Annotated in this window: 13 protein-coding genes; 9 read left to right on the top strand and 4 right to left on the bottom strand. The window is 61.3% G+C overall.

Annotated elements, in window-relative coordinates; all coding sequences use genetic code 11:
• Positions 1-2: 2 nt before the first annotated feature.
• The gene (locus tag C1J04_RS00260; protein WP_009825446.1) at positions 3-1208 is read left to right on the top strand and encodes a Zn-dependent hydrolase; all 1206 of its coding nucleotides are present in this window, start codon (positions 3-5) and stop codon (positions 1206-1208) included.
• On the opposite strand, the gene C1J04_RS00255 is transcribed toward C1J04_RS00260, so the two are convergent.
• The 4 genes from C1J04_RS00255 to C1J04_RS00240 all read right to left on the bottom strand — a co-directional run bounded on the left by C1J04_RS00255 (position 1197) and on the right by C1J04_RS00240 (position 4600).
• The gene (locus tag C1J04_RS00255) at positions 1197-1424 is read right to left on the bottom strand and encodes a WGR domain-containing protein (protein WP_009825445.1); all 228 of its coding nucleotides are present in this window, start codon (positions 1422-1424) and stop codon (positions 1197-1199) included. The genes C1J04_RS00260 and C1J04_RS00255 overlap by 12 nt on opposite strands.
• A gap of 106 nt (positions 1425-1530) precedes the next feature.
• A complete protein-coding gene (locus tag C1J04_RS00250; protein WP_114865224.1) occupies positions 1531-2001 on the bottom strand; it encodes a GNAT family N-acetyltransferase in 471 nt (156 codons plus the stop codon).
• Positions 1992-2693 (bottom strand): response regulator transcription factor, encoded by a 702-nt coding sequence (locus C1J04_RS00245; RefSeq protein WP_114865223.1) that lies wholly within the window; start codon positions 2691-2693, stop codon positions 1992-1994. Before C1J04_RS00245 ends, C1J04_RS00250 begins: the two co-directional genes overlap by 10 nt.
• Positions 2690-4600 carry a PAS-domain containing protein gene (locus C1J04_RS00240; protein WP_009825442.1) on the bottom strand — a complete coding sequence of 637 codons (1911 nt, stop codon included), beginning with the start codon at positions 4598-4600 and terminating at the stop codon, positions 2690-2692. Before C1J04_RS00240 ends, C1J04_RS00245 begins: the two co-directional genes overlap by 4 nt.
• A 205-nt stretch (positions 4601-4805) precedes the next feature.
• Here C1J04_RS00240 and C1J04_RS00235 point away from each other — a divergent pair, with 205 nt between their 5' ends.
• The 8 genes from C1J04_RS00235 to C1J04_RS00200 all read left to right on the top strand — a co-directional run bounded on the left by C1J04_RS00235 (position 4806) and on the right by C1J04_RS00200 (position 15236).
• On the top strand, positions 4806-6776 hold the full coding sequence (locus C1J04_RS00235; RefSeq protein ID WP_037953955.1) for an AMP-binding protein: 1971 nt from the start codon (positions 4806-4808) through the stop codon (positions 6774-6776).
• A gap of 85 nt (positions 6777-6861) precedes the next feature.
• A complete protein-coding gene (locus C1J04_RS00230) occupies positions 6862-7671 on the top strand; it encodes an ABC transporter ATP-binding protein (RefSeq protein ID WP_174226616.1) in 810 nt (269 codons plus the stop codon).
• 35 nt (positions 7672-7706) lie between these two features.
• The gene (locus tag C1J04_RS00225) at positions 7707-8696 is read left to right on the top strand and encodes a branched-chain amino acid ABC transporter permease (RefSeq protein ID WP_005850184.1); all 990 of its coding nucleotides are present in this window, start codon (positions 7707-7709) and stop codon (positions 8694-8696) included.
• Between the two features lie 75 nt (positions 8697-8771).
• The gene (locus C1J04_RS00220) at positions 8772-9848 is read left to right on the top strand and encodes a branched-chain amino acid ABC transporter permease (protein WP_009825440.1); all 1077 of its coding nucleotides are present in this window, start codon (positions 8772-8774) and stop codon (positions 9846-9848) included.
• Positions 9849-9945: 97 nt separating this feature from the next.
• The gene (locus C1J04_RS00215; RefSeq protein WP_009825439.1) at positions 9946-11226 is read left to right on the top strand and encodes an ABC transporter substrate-binding protein; all 1281 of its coding nucleotides are present in this window, start codon (positions 9946-9948) and stop codon (positions 11224-11226) included.
• A 76-nt stretch (positions 11227-11302) separates the two neighbouring features.
• A complete protein-coding gene (locus tag C1J04_RS00210) occupies positions 11303-12139 on the top strand; it encodes an ABC transporter ATP-binding protein (RefSeq protein WP_009825438.1) in 837 nt (278 codons plus the stop codon).
• Positions 12140-12202: 63 nt separating this feature from the next.
• On the top strand, positions 12203-13429 hold the full coding sequence (locus C1J04_RS00205) for a phenylacetate--CoA ligase family protein (protein ID WP_009825437.1): 1227 nt from the start codon (positions 12203-12205) through the stop codon (positions 13427-13429).
• A 136-nt stretch (positions 13430-13565) separates the two neighbouring features.
• A complete protein-coding gene (locus C1J04_RS00200) occupies positions 13566-15236 on the top strand; it encodes an ABC transporter permease (RefSeq protein ID WP_005850174.1) in 1671 nt (556 codons plus the stop codon).
• Positions 15237-15294: the final 58 nt, after the last annotated feature.

The raw sequence follows: 15294 nt of genomic DNA, 5'->3' as shown, positions 1-15294 counted from the left end.
CCATGCAGATCAACCCCGACCGCTTTCTCGCCGACCTTCACAAATTGCGCTCGTTCGGCGCAGCGGGGGTGGGCAAAGGGGTCGTCCGCCCGGCCTATAGCGACGCCGATGTCGCCGCGCGGGACTGGCTGGCCGAGCAGATGCGTGATGCCGGTCTGCGGGTTGAAATGGACCAGATGGGCAATCTATTCGGCTTGGCAGATGGGCCGTCGCTGTTGATGGGGTCACATTCCGATAGCCAGCCCGAAGGCGGATGGCTCGACGGCGCGCTTGGCGTGATTGCCGCGCTCGAGGTCGCCCGCGCCGCAGCCGAGGCGGGCGGCCCCGCGATCTCTGTCGTGTCGTTCCAGGATGAAGAGGGGCGGTTTGGCGTCACCACGGGCAGTGCCGTTTGGGGCGGGCATCTGGATCAGGCCGCCGCCGATGCGCTGACCGATCATGCGGGCGTGACCCTTGGCGACGCGCGTCAGGCCGTGGCGCATCTGGTCACGGGCGAGGTGTCGCCCGATCTGTTCACCGGCTTTGTCGAGTTGCATATCGAACAGGGGCCGACGCTGGATACAAGCGGCGAACAGATTGGCGTGGTCACCGATATCGTCGGCATCCGCGATATGAAGATCACCTTTGACGGGCAGCAGAACCACGCGGGCACCACACCGATGCACCTGCGGCGGGATGCGTTTCAGGCGGTCTCTGCCTTCAATGCCGCGTTGAACGACCGGCTGCGCAATGTCGTCACACCGCAGACTGTCTGGACCATCGGCCATGTCACGCTGCACCCAAATGCATCCTCTATCGTGCCGGGGCGTGCGGTGTTTTCGATGCAGTGGCGCGACGCGGATGCGGACCGTCTGGGCCGGATGGAACAGATCATCCGCGACACCGCCACCGAGATCGCGGCGCAGCAGGGGCTGGCGGTCAGCTTTGGCACAATGCTGGGGCTGGAACCTGTCGCGATGGACCCGACCCTGCGCACCGCGCTGGAAGCCGGCGCGGAAGAGGTCGCGCCGGGCAACTGGCGCAAGATGCCGTCGGGCGCGCTGCATGACGCGACCAATGTGTCGCGCAAGATGCCGGTGGCGATGCTGTTTGTGCCGTCGATCGGGGGGCTGTCCCATACTTTCGAGGAAGACACGGCCGAGGCCGATCTGGTGGCCGGCGTTCAGGTGCTTGCCCGCGCTGTGACGCGGCTGGGGTCAGTGACGTAGATAGCCGCGACGCTCGGCCCGTGTGCGATAGCGGTCCGCCATTTTTGACGCCTCGCGCAGGTTGCCGAAACACTGGATCACCGCTTTGGGCTGGCCACCTGCGACGCCCCATTCGCGCAGGACAGACACTTCGCTGAACAGGTTGATCGCGATTTCGACGCGATAGAACAGCCGTCTTTGGGCGGGGTTGGTCCTGTACAGCAAGCATTCGATCATGGGTAGAATCTAGCGGGCCAAGGGGCAGGCGCGCAATGAAAAACGGCAACGCCCGCGTTAGAAAAGACAGCGGTGCCATCTGTGGCGGCAGGTGGCACCGCGTCGCTCAGGCGACGGTTTTGCGCAGGGTGATGCTGGTGGGGCGGTCAAACCCCGCGTGCGCTGTGCGGGCATATTCGTGAAAGCCGAGCGCGCGAAAGGTGGCGTGGTTGTCCAACAGCTCCACCCGCGTTTGCAGTTCCAGCTGGCCAAGGTGCAGGGCACGGGCGCGGCTCTCGGCGTGGGTGATCAGATGGTGTGCCAGCCCCAGTCGCTGGTGGCTGGGGGCGACGCAGAGCTTGCCCAGATAAAGAACCGCGGGTTTCACGCTCAGCACCACACACGCCACGGGTGGCGCGCCGATCACCCAGATTTCATCCCTATCCGCCGTGGCTTGCAGCGATGGCAAAGTGGTTTGACCAAGCGAGCTTGGCGGGTCAATGCGCCCCTCCATATAGGTAAAGCAGTCGCGCATCAGATGGAGCACGTCGCCCAGATGGGGGCTGCCACCGCTGATGCGACGGGGGGTCAGCTCCATGTGACGTCGCCTAGAAAGATGTAGCCCGCGCCATAGATCGTCTTGATCAACTGCGGGTTTTTGGGGTCTTCGCGCAGTTTGGTCCGCAGCCGCGAAATCCGCACGTCCATCGCCCTGTCAAAGCTTTCAGAGGCGACGCCGCCAAGGCTCGACTGCATCTGCGCGCGGCTGAGCAGACGTTTGGGCGCATCCAGAAACAGGCGCAGCACCTCCCCCTCCGCGTGGGAGAAGGGGGTTTCGACGCCGCTTTCATCCTCAAGCACGTAGCGGTCGAAATGCGCCTTCCACCCGCTGAACGCGGCGACGGTGCCGGCTTGCGGCGTGGGTTTGGCGCTGCGCAGACGGGCGCGGATACGGGCGACGACCTCTGCCGGATCAAAGGGCTTGATGATGTAGTCATCCGCGCCAAGTTCCAGCCCCGTGACGCGGTCCTGCACCTGTGCGCGGCCCGAGATGATGATCACGATGGCCCCTTGTTCCAGCGCCAGACGATGCACCAGCGTCAGCCCGTCTGAATCCGGCAGGGACAGGTCCACCAGACAGACATCGGGGGTGTGGGTCGCCAAGGCGGCCTCGAACGCGCGGGCGCGGCTGAACGACAGCGTGTCAAAGCCCGCTTCCTCTAAAGCGTCGGCGAGAAGCGTGCGGATTTCGGGTTCATCGTCCAGAATGGTGACGAGGGGGCGGGTCATTGGGCGGCACTCTCTTTCGGGGCAATCAGCGCGGTCAGATCCGCAATCTCGAAGGGTTTGCGCAATACGGGGGCAAGGGTTTGCGCCTCGAGAAACTGGGCATCATCGGGCGGGAGCGAGGTCATCAATACCAGCGGCGGCGCATCGGCGGGTAGGCGTTTGGCAAGGTCCAGCCCCGTCGCCTCGCCCATAAGCTGGATGTCGGACAGGATCAGCGCGATGTCGGGCAGATCGGCCAGCAGGGCGGTGGCCTCATCCGCGCTGGCAGCTTCGATCACGGAATGGCCCAGCCCCATCAACATGTCTCGCACCAGCGCGCGCAGGTCATCGGCGTCTTCGACCAGCAGGACCAGTCCGGTGGTGGCAGCCACGGCGGGGCGGTAGGGCAGCCGCATGGTCACCTGCGCGCCATGGGCCGTATTGCCAAGGCGCAGATCGCCCCCCGCCGATTTCACCATGTCATAGACCATCGGCAGCCCCAGCCCCGATCCTTCGGCCCCTTTGGTCGTAAAAAACGGATCAAACCCGTGTTCCAGCGCCGAGGGCGAAAATCCGGGGCCGGTATCGCGCAAGACCCATTCGATCCATGTGTCATGGACCTGTCGTACTTCAAGCGAGATCGCCCCCGCAGCCCCGCAGGCATCGCGGGCGTTCAGGATCAGGTTCAGCAACCCGTCCTGCACCAGACCGCTGTCCAGCAGTACGGGGGTGTCATCCATCTGGTTGTCGATGCTTAGCGTCATGCCCTTGGGCAGGGTGGGGCGCGCGATCAGGGTCAGATCTTCAAGCAGCCGCGGGATATGGGTCGCAGTCGGACGCAGCGTGCGCGCGCCTGTCATATCGGCAATAGAGCTAAGCAACGTGCCGCCCCGGCGCGCCGCGGCAAGGGTGCCTTCGATGAGGGGGGCGGCCTCTGCCGGTTGGCCGTCCAGCCGCCCCAGCCGGGACTGCAGGCCAAGGATGATCGTCAGCAGGTTGGAAAAATCATGCGCCAGCCCCGAGATCACCTGCGCCGCGATTTCGCGTCGTCGGGTCTGCTGCAGGGCGACACGGTTCTGGGTTTCCTCGGTCACATCCATCGACAGGATATAGACCCCGCCGTTTGTATCGGGGGTGAAGGCTCCGCGGATGCGCCGGGCGCTCATCTCGTCCGTGAATTCGATCACCGACGGCTTTCCGGCAAAGGCTTGGGTGAGCGAGGGGGCAATAGAATCGTAGGCCTGCTGACCCAGAACCTCTGCGATATGGCGGCCGATCAAATCCGCGCGCCGCCCCGGCATGACAGAGGCCAACCGCCGATTTGAATAGGTGTAACAGGCGTTTGCATCCACATGGGCGATATGGGCCGGCATCATTTCTGTGGTCAGCCGCGTGCGGGCTTCGGACAGGGTGAGCTGGCGTTTCGCCTCTTCCAGCGCGGTGTTCATCGCGGCAAGTTCGCGGTTGGTGGCTGACAGTTCTTCGGCGTGGGCCAGCACCTGCCCCGACAGCGCATCAGACCGGGCGCGCAGCAGTACCTCTTGCTGCTTGGTGCGGGTGATGTCGGTGTAGACGGTGACCCAGCCGCCTTGGGGCAGGGGGGAGCCTTCGACCGAGATGGTGCGGCCATTGGCGCGGGTACGTTCCATATAATGGGGTTCAAACGCGCGAGCCTGTTCCACCCTTTCGGCCACGAAATGCGCCACGTCGTCCACGTCACCGTATTCACCCAACTGTGCCAGCAGGGTGATCGTTTCCTGAAAGCTCGCACCGGGGGTGACCAGCGCTTTGGGGAGGTCGAACATCTGCTGGAACGGTGCATTACACAGCACCAGCCGCAAATCCGCGTCATAGATCGTCAGCGCTTGCGCGATCAGGTTCAGCCCCGCAGCGGTCATGAGTTTTGTCTGGTGATCGTCGATCTGCATGCAGCCCCCCCCCCGCGGCAGACTGCACCATCCCCACAGCGCCGCCAAGCGCAACCTTGGGAAATCACGCCTGTTACAATTCGTTAGAATTGAGAAATCATTAGGTAAAAGTTGACGCAGAGCATCAGGTCAACATCATGGTGTGACATCAGAATCGCACAGCGATCGACCTGCCGAAAAAGAGCAGGGTTTGGGAGGAAGACATTTGGCTCACACGCTCGTGAGCGCCGACGGACCGCAATCGGTTCCGGCGCTGCTGCATCGTAATGCAAAGCAATTTGCGAACGCGCCTGCGTATCGCGAAAAGGAATATGGCATCTGGCAAAGCTGGACGTGGGCACAGACCCGCGACGAGGTCGAGGCGCTTGCGTTTGGCCTGCTGGAGCTTGGCGCGAACGAGGGTGATTTTATCGCCATCATCGGCCGCAACCGTCCCTATCTCTATTGGGCCATGATGGCCGCAGAGATGGTCGGTGCCGTGCCTGTGCCGCTTTACCAGGACGCTAACGCCGAAGAGATGGCCTATGTGCTGGATCATTGTGGCGCGCGTTTTGTGGTCGCCGGTGATCAGGAACAGGTCGACAAGGTGCTGGACGTTCAGGATCAGCTGACCCAGTTCGAGCGTATGATCTATCTTGATCCACGCGGAATGCGCAAATACGACCACGCCGCGCTGGACCAGTACAGCGCCGTCCAGGACATGGGCCGCAAGGCACGCGACAAGCACATCAAAGAGCTTGAGGCGCGTCAGGCCAAGCTGGATTACGACAGCACGGGCGTCATGCTTTACACCTCTGGCACCACGGGCAAGCCCAAAGGTGTGGTGCTGAGCAACCGCAATATTATCGAGACGGCCAAATCCTCTTCCGCTTTCGACAAGCTGCGTCAGACGGACGATATTCTGGCCTATCTGCCGATGGCCTGGGTGGGGGATTTCATCTTTTCCGTCGGGCAGGCGCTTTGGACAGGCTTCTGCACGAACTGCCCTGAAAGCGCGGACACGATGCATGTGGATCTGCGCGAAATCGGCCCGACCTATTATTTCGCCCCACCGCGCGTGTTCGAAACCCAGCTGACATCGGTGATGATCCGAATGGAGGACGCGAGCCGTTTCAAAAAGTGGCTGTTCGACAAATTCATGGCCCATGCGCGCAAGGTGGGCCCCGCCATTCTGGACGGTAAATCCGTCGGCGCAATGGACCGTGCGAAATACGCCTTGGGCGAGCTGATGATCTATGGCCCGCTGAAAAACACGCTCGGCCTCAGCCGCGTGCGCGTCGGCTATACCGCGGGCGAGGCGATCGGGCCCGAGATTTTCGATTTCTACCGCTCGCTCGGGATCAACCTGAAACAGCTTTATGGCCAGACCGAAGCCACCGTCTTCATCACCGCGCAGCCCGATGGCGAAGTGCGCAGTGACACGGTCGGCGTGACCTGCCCCGGCGTGGAACTGAAGATCGCCGAGAACGGCGAAGTCTTCTACCGCTCGCCGGGTGTCTTCGTTGAATATTACAAGAATCCCGAAAGCACCGCTGATACCAAGGATGCCGAAGGCTGGGTCGCGACAGGGGACGCGGGCTTTATCGAGGAAAGCTCGGGCCACCTGCGCATTATCGACCGCGCCAAAGACGTTGGCAAAATGGCCGATGGCAGCCTGTTCGCGCCGAAATACGTGGAAAACAAGCTCAAGTTCTTCCCCAACATCCTTGAAGCGGTGGTATTCGGGAACGGACGCGACGAATGCACCGCCTTTATCAATATCGACCTGACCGCGGTCGGAAACTGGGCGGAGCGCAACAACATCGGCTATGCGTCCTATCAGGAACTGGCGCGGCATCCGCAGGTGATGGACACGATCCAGAGCCATGTGGAAGAGGTCAACGCCTCTATCGCAGAAGACGAAATGCTGTCGGGCTGTCAGGTGCATCGCTTTGTTGTGCTGCACAAGGAACTTGATGCCGACGACGGAGAGTTGACGCGCACGCGCAAAGTCCGTCGCAAGGTCATCGGCGAGAAGTTCGACGATATCATTACCGCGCTCTACGACGGGTCGCCCTCTGTCAGCACGGTTACCGAAGTGACCTATGAAGACGGGCGCAAGGGGTCGATCTCGGCCACGCTGGAGGTGCGCGATGCCAAGGTGTTCGCAGACACCCGCAAGATGGCCGCGCAATGAGCATGACATCAGGCGGAGCATGCGGGCGCTGCGGTTGCGCAGTGGATTTTAAGACCATTTGGAAGGGGGCTGCGGCGTGAAAGATATGACCGACGGCTATGTCACAGCAGATGGGCGCCAGATTGGCCCCGTTGTGATGGAAATGAAAAACATCACCCTGCGGTTCGGTGGGGTGGAGGCGATCAAGGATATTTCTTTCGACATCCGTCAGGGCGAGATCCGCGCGATCATCGGGCCGAATGGCGCGGGCAAATCATCCATGCTGAACGTGATCAGCGGGTTCTATGTGCCGCAGGAAGGCGAGGTCTGGTACAAGGGCAGCCGCCGTCCGGCGATGAAACCCTTTGAGGTGGCGCAGCAGGGGATCGCACGCACGTTCCAGAACATCGCCCTGTTCGAAGGGATGTCGGTGCTGGACAACGTCATGACGGGGCGTTTGACCAATATGAAGACCGGCATGTTCTGGCAGTCGATCTGGAAGGGCAAAGCGGAGCGCGAAGAGACCGCGAACCGCGAAGTCGCCGAAAAGATCATCGATTTCCTTGAGATTCAGGCGATCCGCAAGACGCCCGTGTCGCGTCTGTCCTACGGCTTGAAGAAACGGGTCGAACTGGCCCGCGCGCTGGCCGCCGAGCCGTCGATCCTGCTGCTGGATGAACCGATGGCGGGCATGAACGTCGAGGAAAAAGAGGACATGAGCCGCTTTATTCTGGATGTGAACGATGAATTCGGCACGACGATTGCCCTGATCGAACACGATATGGGCGTTGTGATGGACCTGAGCGACCGTGTGGTTGTGATGGATTACGGCAAGAAGATCGGCGACGGCACCCCGAGCGAGGTGCGCAACAACCAAGACGTGATCGACGCATATCTGGGGGTTGCCCATGACTGATTTTGCCAATGGTTTTGCGATGGGGAGGGTCTGATATGCCTGAGCAACTGGCCTTTACAATCGAGGTGTTCCTGAACGGGCTGATGGCGGGGGTGCTGTATGCACTGGTCGCCCTGGGGTTTGTTCTGATCTACAAAGCCTCGGGTATTTTTAACTATGCCCAAGGGGTTATGGCGCTGTTTGCGGCCCTGACTCTGGCGGGGATCATCGATGGGCAGGTGCCGTTTAGCCACCTGATCAACGCGATCCTGGGCACGGATATTCACCATTTCGGCTGGCACGTGCCGGCGTTCCTCGCGATTTTGCTGACGATGGTGGTGATGATCGGGCTGGCCTATGCGGTGCAGCGGTTGGTCTTCCGCCATCTGGTCGGGCAAGAGCCGATCATCCTCTTCATGGCGACCATCGGTCTGGCCTATTTCCTGGAAGGGGTGGGCGACCTGATGTGGGGGTCCGACATCAAGTCTATGGATGTGGGGCTGCCGCAGGGGCTGAACACCTGGATCGACGACACCACCTTTAACGCCTTTGGATACGGGTTCTTTATCGATAATCTGGATATCGTGGCCAGCATCATCGCCGCGTTGCTGGTGATCGGCTTAGTGATGTTCGCGCAATACACCAAACAGGGCCGCGCCATGCGGGCTGTGGCGGACGACCACCAAGCGGCTTTGTCTGTCGGCGTGTCACTGAACTTTATCTGGATCCTCGTATGGTCGCTGGCGGGCTTTGTCGCCCTTGTCGCGGGCATCATGTGGGGCACGAAGTCGGGGGTTCAATTCTCGCTCTCGCTGATCGCGCTGAAGGCGTTGCCGGTGCTGATGCTGGGGGGGTTCACCTCCATCCCCGGTGCCATCGTGGGTGGCTTGATCATCGGTGTGGGGGAGAAGCTGTTCGAATTCCTGATCGGTGCGCCTTTCCTTGGCGGTGCGACAGAGAACTGGTTCGCCTACATGCTGGCGCTGATCTTTCTGGTGTTCCGTCCGCAGGGCTTGTTCGGGGAGAAGATCATTGAACGTGTGTAGTTTTGGCAACTCCCTGACCGGGGCTTTGCCCCGGAACCCAGGATTTAAAACCATTTGGAACGGGGGGAGCATCTGATGTTCTATCGTGAAGCCGGGGATTTCAGCGCCTCATACGAAGAAGACAACCAGACGTTTCCGATCAAGTTCGACCGGTATCGCTATTATCTGGTGTTGTTCATCGCCGTTGCCGTGATCCCGTTTGTGATCAATGACTATTGGGTGAACTCGCTGTTCCTGCCGTTCCTGATCTATGCCATCGCGGCGATCGGGCTGAACATTCTGGTGGGCTATTGCGGGCAGGTGAGCTTGGGGACCGGTGGCTTTATGGCCGTGGGGGCCTATGCCTGCTACAAATTCATGACCGCCTTTCCTGACGTGAGCATGCTGGTGCATGTGTTGCTGTCGGGGTTGGTGACCGCCGGTGTCGGCGTGTTATTCGGCCTGCCATCGCTGCGGATCAAAGGGTTCTATCTGGCCGTGGCAACGCTGGCGGCGCAGTTCTTTCTGGTCTGGCTCTTCAACCGTGTGCCGTGGTTCTACAACTACTCTGCCTCGGGCCAGATCAGCGCGCCGGAGCGGACATTCTTCGGGATCGAGATCACCGGACCGAATACGCAGGCCTGGGCGACCTATCTGTTCTGCCTGATGTTCGTGATCTTCAGCGCCTATGTGGCACGCAACCTGACCCGTGGGTCGGTGGGGCGCAAATGGATGGCGATCCGTGATATGGACATCGCGGCTGAGATCATCGGGGTAAACCCGCTGCGGGCGAAACTGACGGCCTTTGCGGTCAGCTCTTTCTTCATCGGCATCTCGGGGGCGCTGTTCTTTGCGGTCTATCTGGGTGCGGTCGAAGTGGGCGAGGCCTTTGGCATCCAGAAATCGTTCCTTGTGCTCTTTATGATCATCATCGGCGGGCTGGGATCGATCTTTGGCAGCTTTGCCGGGGCCGCGTTCCTTGTGCTCTTGCCGGTTGCGTTGAAAATCGTGGGCGTGGACTGGTTCGGTTGGCCGACGGATATCGTGGCGCATCTGCAGCTTGTGATCGTGGGCGGGTTGATCATCATCTTCCTGATCGCGGAACCGCATGGGTTGGCCCAGTTGTGGCGCGTCGCCAAGGAAAAACTGAGATTGTGGCCCTTCCCGCACTAGGGAAGGACGCATGGCCGGGGGGAGGAGACCCAAGGCCGAAGAAGAGACGACCGGGACAACCCGGCAAGATCGGATACATCCAAGGGAGGAAACACCGATGAAACTGAAGATGACTACGTTGGCGCTTGGCGCTGCTCTGGCTGCGGGCCCCGCAATGGCAGAGCTTGTATTCCCGTCGCTCAGCTATCGCACGGGCCCTTATGCGGCAAACGGGATTCCCTTTGCCGACGGCTATGCGGATTACTTCACGCTGCTGAACGAACGTGATGGCGGTATCGGTGGCGAACCGATCCGGATGATCGAATGTGAAACCGGCTATAACACCGAAAAGGGTGTGGAATGCTATGAAAGCACCAAGGGCGAAGGCGCGCTGGTCTATCAACCGCTGTCCACCGGCATCACCTATCAGCTGATCCCCAAAGCGACGGCAGATGGCATCCCTGTCCACTCCATGGGGTATGGCCGGACATCGGCCAAAGACGGGTCGGTGTTCAAGAATATCTTCAACTACCCCACCAACTACTGGGACGGCGCTTCGGTCGCGATCAAGCACCTGCTGGATCTGAACGGTGGCAGCCTTGAAGGTAAGAAGATCGCGCTGGTCTATCACAACTCTGCCTACGGCAAAGAGCCGATCCGCACCCTGGAAGAGCTGGGCAAAAAGCACGGGTTCGAACTGTCCTTGCTGCCCGTTGACCACCCCGGTCAGGAACAGAAATCCCAGTGGTTGCAGATCCGTCGTGAAAAGCCGGACAATGTGATCATGTACGGTTGGGGTGTGATGAACCAGGTCGCCGTGCAGGAAGCCGCGAACATCCGCTATCCGATGGATCAGTTCATCGGCATCTGGTGGTCCGGTTCCGAGAACGACGTGCGTCCAGCGGGTGACAAAGCCAATGGCTACAAGGCGCTGACGTTCCACAACGTGGGCGATGACTTCCCTGTGTTCGACGACATCCAGAAGTATGTTGTTGATACTGGCAAGGCCGCAGGCGCGGGCGACCAGATCGGGACCGCTTTGTATAACCGTGGTCTTTACGCCGCGATGCTGGCTGCCGAAGCTGCCAAAACGGCGCAGGGTATCCATGACACCAAGGCGCTGACACCGGCGCAGATGCGCGACGGCATGGAAGCACTGGAAATCACCGAAGCCAAGATGGCGGATCTGGGTCTGCCGAACTTTGGGCCAGAGTTCACGGTGTCTTGTGAAAACCACGGCGGTAACGGCTATGGTGCTGTGGCGCAGTGGGATGCTGCTGCCGACAGCTGGAGCCTGATCACCGACTACATCCAGTCGGACCAAGACGTGCTGGCCCCGCTGATAACCGAAGATGCGCAAGCCTTTGCCGCGGAATCCGGTATCGAACCCAGCTGCTAAGCGCAGCCCTTGAACAGGGGCGCGGCGGCATTGTTGCCGCGCCCGACCCCCACGCCACCTAGTGAAAGAGACACCCATGCTGGATGCCACCCCAACGCTCGACGCGCAGGTCGAGACCCTTCTTGAGGTCAATAATATCGAGGTGATCTATAACTCGGTCATTCTGGTGCTGAAGGGCGTGAGCCTGAAGGTGCCCAAGGGTGGTATCACGGCCCTGTTGGGCGGCAATGGCGCGGGCAAGACCACGACGCTTAAGGCGATTTCCAACCTGCTGCATTCCGAACGGGGCGAGGTCACCAAAGGGTCGATCAAATACCGCAATGATCCGGTGCACAAGCTCGACCCCGCAGAGATGGTGAAACGCGGTGTCGTGCAGGTGATGGAGGGGCGGCATTGCTTTGAACACCTCACCATCGAAGAGAACCTGCTGACCGGTGCCTATACCCGCAGCGACGGCAAGGCGGCGATCGCGCGGGATCTGGAAATGGTGTACGACTATTTCCCACGGCTGCGCGAACGGCGCAAATCGCAAGCGGGCTATACCTCGGGCGGGGAACAGCAGATGTGCGCCATTGGTCGCGCCCTGATGTCGCGCCCTGAAACGATCCTGCTGGACGAGCCATCGATGGGACTTGCGCCGCAGTTGGTCGAACAGATTTTCGAGATCGTCAAATCGGTGAATGAAAACGAAGGCGTGACCTTCTTGCTGGCCGAACAGAACACCAACGTCGCCCTGCGCTTTGCGCATTACGGCTATATTCTGGAATCCGGTCGCGTCGTGATGGACGGCCCTGCAGCCGACCTTCGCGAGAACCAGGACGTCAAGGAATTCTACCTTGGCATGTCGGACGAGGGGCGCAAATCCTTCCGCGATGTCCGCAGTTATCGGCGCCGCAAACGCTGGCTCAGCTGATCCAGCGCACGGCCCACAAGTTTTCCATTTCCTGACCACCCAGATGAATTGCGAGTAAGCGACATGGCACAGACGTCCTATTTTGACAGCCTAGAGACCCGCAGCCCCGAGACACGGGCGGCCGATCTTGCCCGGACCTTGCCCGCGCAGATCGCACGGGCGCAGGCGCTGCCGGGCTATGCCGGATCGTTGGACGGGGTCGCGCCAGACACGATCACCAATGTCGAGGCGCTGGCCGCGCTGCCGGTCCTGCGCAAATCCGAGATCGGGAAACAGCAGGCGCAGTCGGCCCCCTTTGGCGGTTTCACCACCAAACCCGCCCATGCGTTCACCCATATCTTCCAGTCTCCCGGCCCGATCTATGAACCCTCCTCCGACGCGCCGGACTGGTGGCGTATGGGGCGGTTCCTGCATGCGGTGGGGATTGGTGAGGGCGACATCGTCCAGAACTGTTTTGGCTATCACCTGACACCTGCGGGCATGATCTTTGAATCCGGGGCGCGGGCTGTGGGGGCTGCGGTGCTGCCGGCGGGCACCGGGCAGACCGAACTGCAGGTCATCGCCGCGCGCGATATCGGCACGACCGCCTATGCCGGCACGCCGGATTACCTCAAGATCATTCTCGAAAAAGCGGATGAGATGGGGGTGACCCTTGGCATCACCAAGGCGGCCGTGGGCGGGGGCGCGCTGTTCCCGTCCTTGCGCGACTATTATGCAGAGCGGGGGATCACCTGTTTGCAAAGCTATGCAACGGCGGATCTGGGCAACATCGCCTACGAAAGCCCCGCCGCCGAAGGCATGATCGTGGACGAGAATGTAATCGTCGAGATCGTGACCCCCGGCACCGGCACCCCCGTCGCTCCGGGCGAGGTGGGCGAGGTTGTCGTGACCACCTTGAACCCCGACTATCCGCTGATCCGTTTCGCCACAGGCGACCTGAGCGCTGTGCTGCCGGGGGCGTCTCCTTGCGGGCGGACCAATATGCGCATCAAGGGCTGGATGGGCCGTGCGGATCAGACCACCAAAATCAAGGGCATGTTCGTACGCCCCGAACAGGTCGCGGCGCTTGTTGCCCATCACCCCGAGGTCACGAAGGCCCGCGTCGTGGCAAGCCGTGCGCATGAACAGGACGTCATGACCGTGCATCTTGAGACGACGGGTGATGACGCGGACAGCTACGGTGCCTCTGTCGCCGCGCTTCTCAAGCTGAAGGGCAAGGTCGTGCTGGCCGCGCCGGGCAGCCTACCCAACGACGGACTGGTGATCGAAGACCAGCGTAGCTATGACTGACCCGTGCTGAAGGCACGCATCCTGACACCGGAGATTCTGGTGCAAAGGCAGGATCACGCCTTTGCTCCTGCGCCTCGCGCTACAATTTTCAGTCATCCCGCTGGTATTTCCGACTGAATTAGTCGAAACCGATCGCATGACGACACAGGATATCAATACAAGCCCCGCCGCCGTGAAAAGATCGCGGGATGGCGTGCGTTTGCTGGCGGGGGTTGCGGTCGCGATTGCGGCGACCTGTGCCTTGCCGATGGTGGCCGTTTTGCTGGCCGCGCTGGTCGGGGGCACCGATACCGTGCGCCACCTGATCGATACGGTGCTGCTGGGGTACGCGGGCACCACCCTTCTGCTGGTCGCAATGGTGGCCACGGGCACCTTTGCCTTGGGCGTGGGGACTGCGTGGCTGGTGACCATGACCCGCTTCCCCGGTGCCCGCATGCTCGAAATCGCGCTGGTGCTGCCGCTGGCTTTTCCCGCCTATGTGCTGGCCTATGCCTACACGCATATCCTTGACCACCCCGGCATCGTGCAAACGGTACTGCGCGACGTCACGGGCTGGGGGCCGCGCGACTACTGGTTCCCGGAAATCCGGTCCCTTGGGGGCGCGGCCTTGATGCTGGTGCTGGTGCTTTATCCCTACGTCTACCTCTTGGCGCGCGCCGCGTTCTTGCAGCAATCCGCCACGACGTTTCTGGCAGCACGCGCCTTGGGTAGCAGTGCCTGGGCGGCCTTCTTCAAGGTGAGCCTGCCGCTGGCCCGACCGGCGATTGCCGCAGGTGTTCTGTTGACCGTCATGGAGACAATCGCCGATTTCGGCACTGTCGCCTATTTCAGTGTGCAGACCTTTGCGACAGGGATCTACACCAGCTGGTTTTCCCTGTTCGACCGCGCTGGTGCGGCCCAGCTTGCACTGTGCTTGCTCAGTTTTGCACTGCTGCTCGCGATGCTGGAGCGTATCCAGCGCGGCAAGGCGCAATACCACGATCCGGCGCGTCGTGCCGTGGCGATGCCGCCCGCGCAGCTTAAAGGATGGCAGGCCGCCGCCGCGATGCTGGCCTGCGGTATTCCCGTTATCTTTGGGGCGATCCTGCCGGTGATCGTGCTGATCTGGATGGGCATCGGGTCAGAGCAAGACCTGCTGAGCCCACGCTATCTGGGCTTCATCCGCAACTCTGCCACGCTGGCGGGGGTGGCGGCGGTGCTGACCGTTGCCGCTGCGGTCTGCGTGGGGTTCTTCCAGCGGTTGCGTCCGGGCAAGCTGTCGTTCGGTGCGGGCTATATCGCGCGGTTGGGCTATGCGGTGCCGGGCGGGGTGATTGCCGTGGGGCTGATGGTGCCCTTTGCGACTTTTGATAACCAGCTTGATGCCTGGATGCGCAGCACCTTCGACATATCGACCGGGCTGCTGGTTACCGGGTCGATCTGGCTGCTCGTCGCCGCCTATATGGTACGCTTCCTTGCGGCGGCTCTGGGGGCGTATGAGGGCGGGCAGGCGATGGTGCATGCCAATATGGACTCTGCCGCACGGTCATTGGGGGAAACCCCTGTGGGCACGCTGCGCCGTGTGCATCTACCGATCCTGTCGCCAAGCCTGCTGACCGCGCTGCTGATCGTTTTCGTCGATGTGATGAAAGAGCTGCCCGCAACGCTGATCATGCGGCCATTCAATTACGACACGCTGGCAGTACAGGCCTACCGGCTGGCAAGCGACGAGCGGCTGGACGGGGCGGCGGTGCCGAGCCTTGTGATCGTGGCAATGGGGTTGCTGCCCGTGATCCTGATTTGCCGTCAGGTCGGTCGGCAGAAATAAACATTTCCCTTTGCGCATGAAAAAACCGCACCGGCCAGGGGCCGACGCGGTTCAATGT

It is taken from the genome of Sulfitobacter sp. SK025, from assembly GCF_003352105.1.
Lineage (GTDB): Bacteria > Pseudomonadota > Alphaproteobacteria > Rhodobacterales > Rhodobacteraceae > Sulfitobacter > Sulfitobacter pontiacus.
This window is presented reverse-complemented; position numbering and strand designations above follow the sequence as displayed.

Bases quoted from the DNA above. Each gene is read 5' to 3' on its own strand.
- C1J04_RS00220 (WP_009825440.1), top strand. From the start codon at position 8,772: ATGTTCTATCGTGAAGCCGGGGATTTCAGCGCCTCATACGAAGAAGAC.
- C1J04_RS00210 (WP_009825438.1), top strand. From the start codon at position 11,303: ATGCTGGATGCCACCCCAACGCTCGACGCGCAGGTCGAGACCCTTCTT.
- C1J04_RS00245 (WP_114865223.1), bottom strand. From the start codon at position 2,693: ATGACCCGCCCCCTCGTCACCATTCTGGACGATGAACCCGAAATCCGC.
- C1J04_RS00225 (WP_005850184.1), top strand. From the start codon at position 7,707: ATGCCTGAGCAACTGGCCTTTACAATCGAGGTGTTCCTGAACGGGCTG.
- C1J04_RS00200 (WP_005850174.1), top strand. From the start codon at position 13,566: ATGACGACACAGGATATCAATACAAGCCCCGCCGCCGTGAAAAGATCG.
- C1J04_RS00260 (WP_009825446.1), top strand. From the start codon at position 3: ATGCAGATCAACCCCGACCGCTTTCTCGCCGACCTTCACAAATTGCGC.
- C1J04_RS00250 (WP_114865224.1), bottom strand. From the start codon at position 2,001: ATGGAGCTGACCCCCCGTCGCATCAGCGGTGGCAGCCCCCATCTGGGC.
- C1J04_RS00255 (WP_009825445.1), bottom strand. From the start codon at position 1,424: ATGATCGAATGCTTGCTGTACAGGACCAACCCCGCCCAAAGACGGCTG.
- C1J04_RS00240 (WP_009825442.1), bottom strand. From the start codon at position 4,600: ATGCAGATCGACGATCACCAGACAAAACTCATGACCGCTGCGGGGCTG.
- C1J04_RS00205 (WP_009825437.1), top strand. From the start codon at position 12,203: ATGGCACAGACGTCCTATTTTGACAGCCTAGAGACCCGCAGCCCCGAG.
- C1J04_RS00215 (WP_009825439.1), top strand. From the start codon at position 9,946: ATGAAACTGAAGATGACTACGTTGGCGCTTGGCGCTGCTCTGGCTGCG.
- C1J04_RS00230 (WP_174226616.1), top strand. From the start codon at position 6,862: ATGACCGACGGCTATGTCACAGCAGATGGGCGCCAGATTGGCCCCGTT.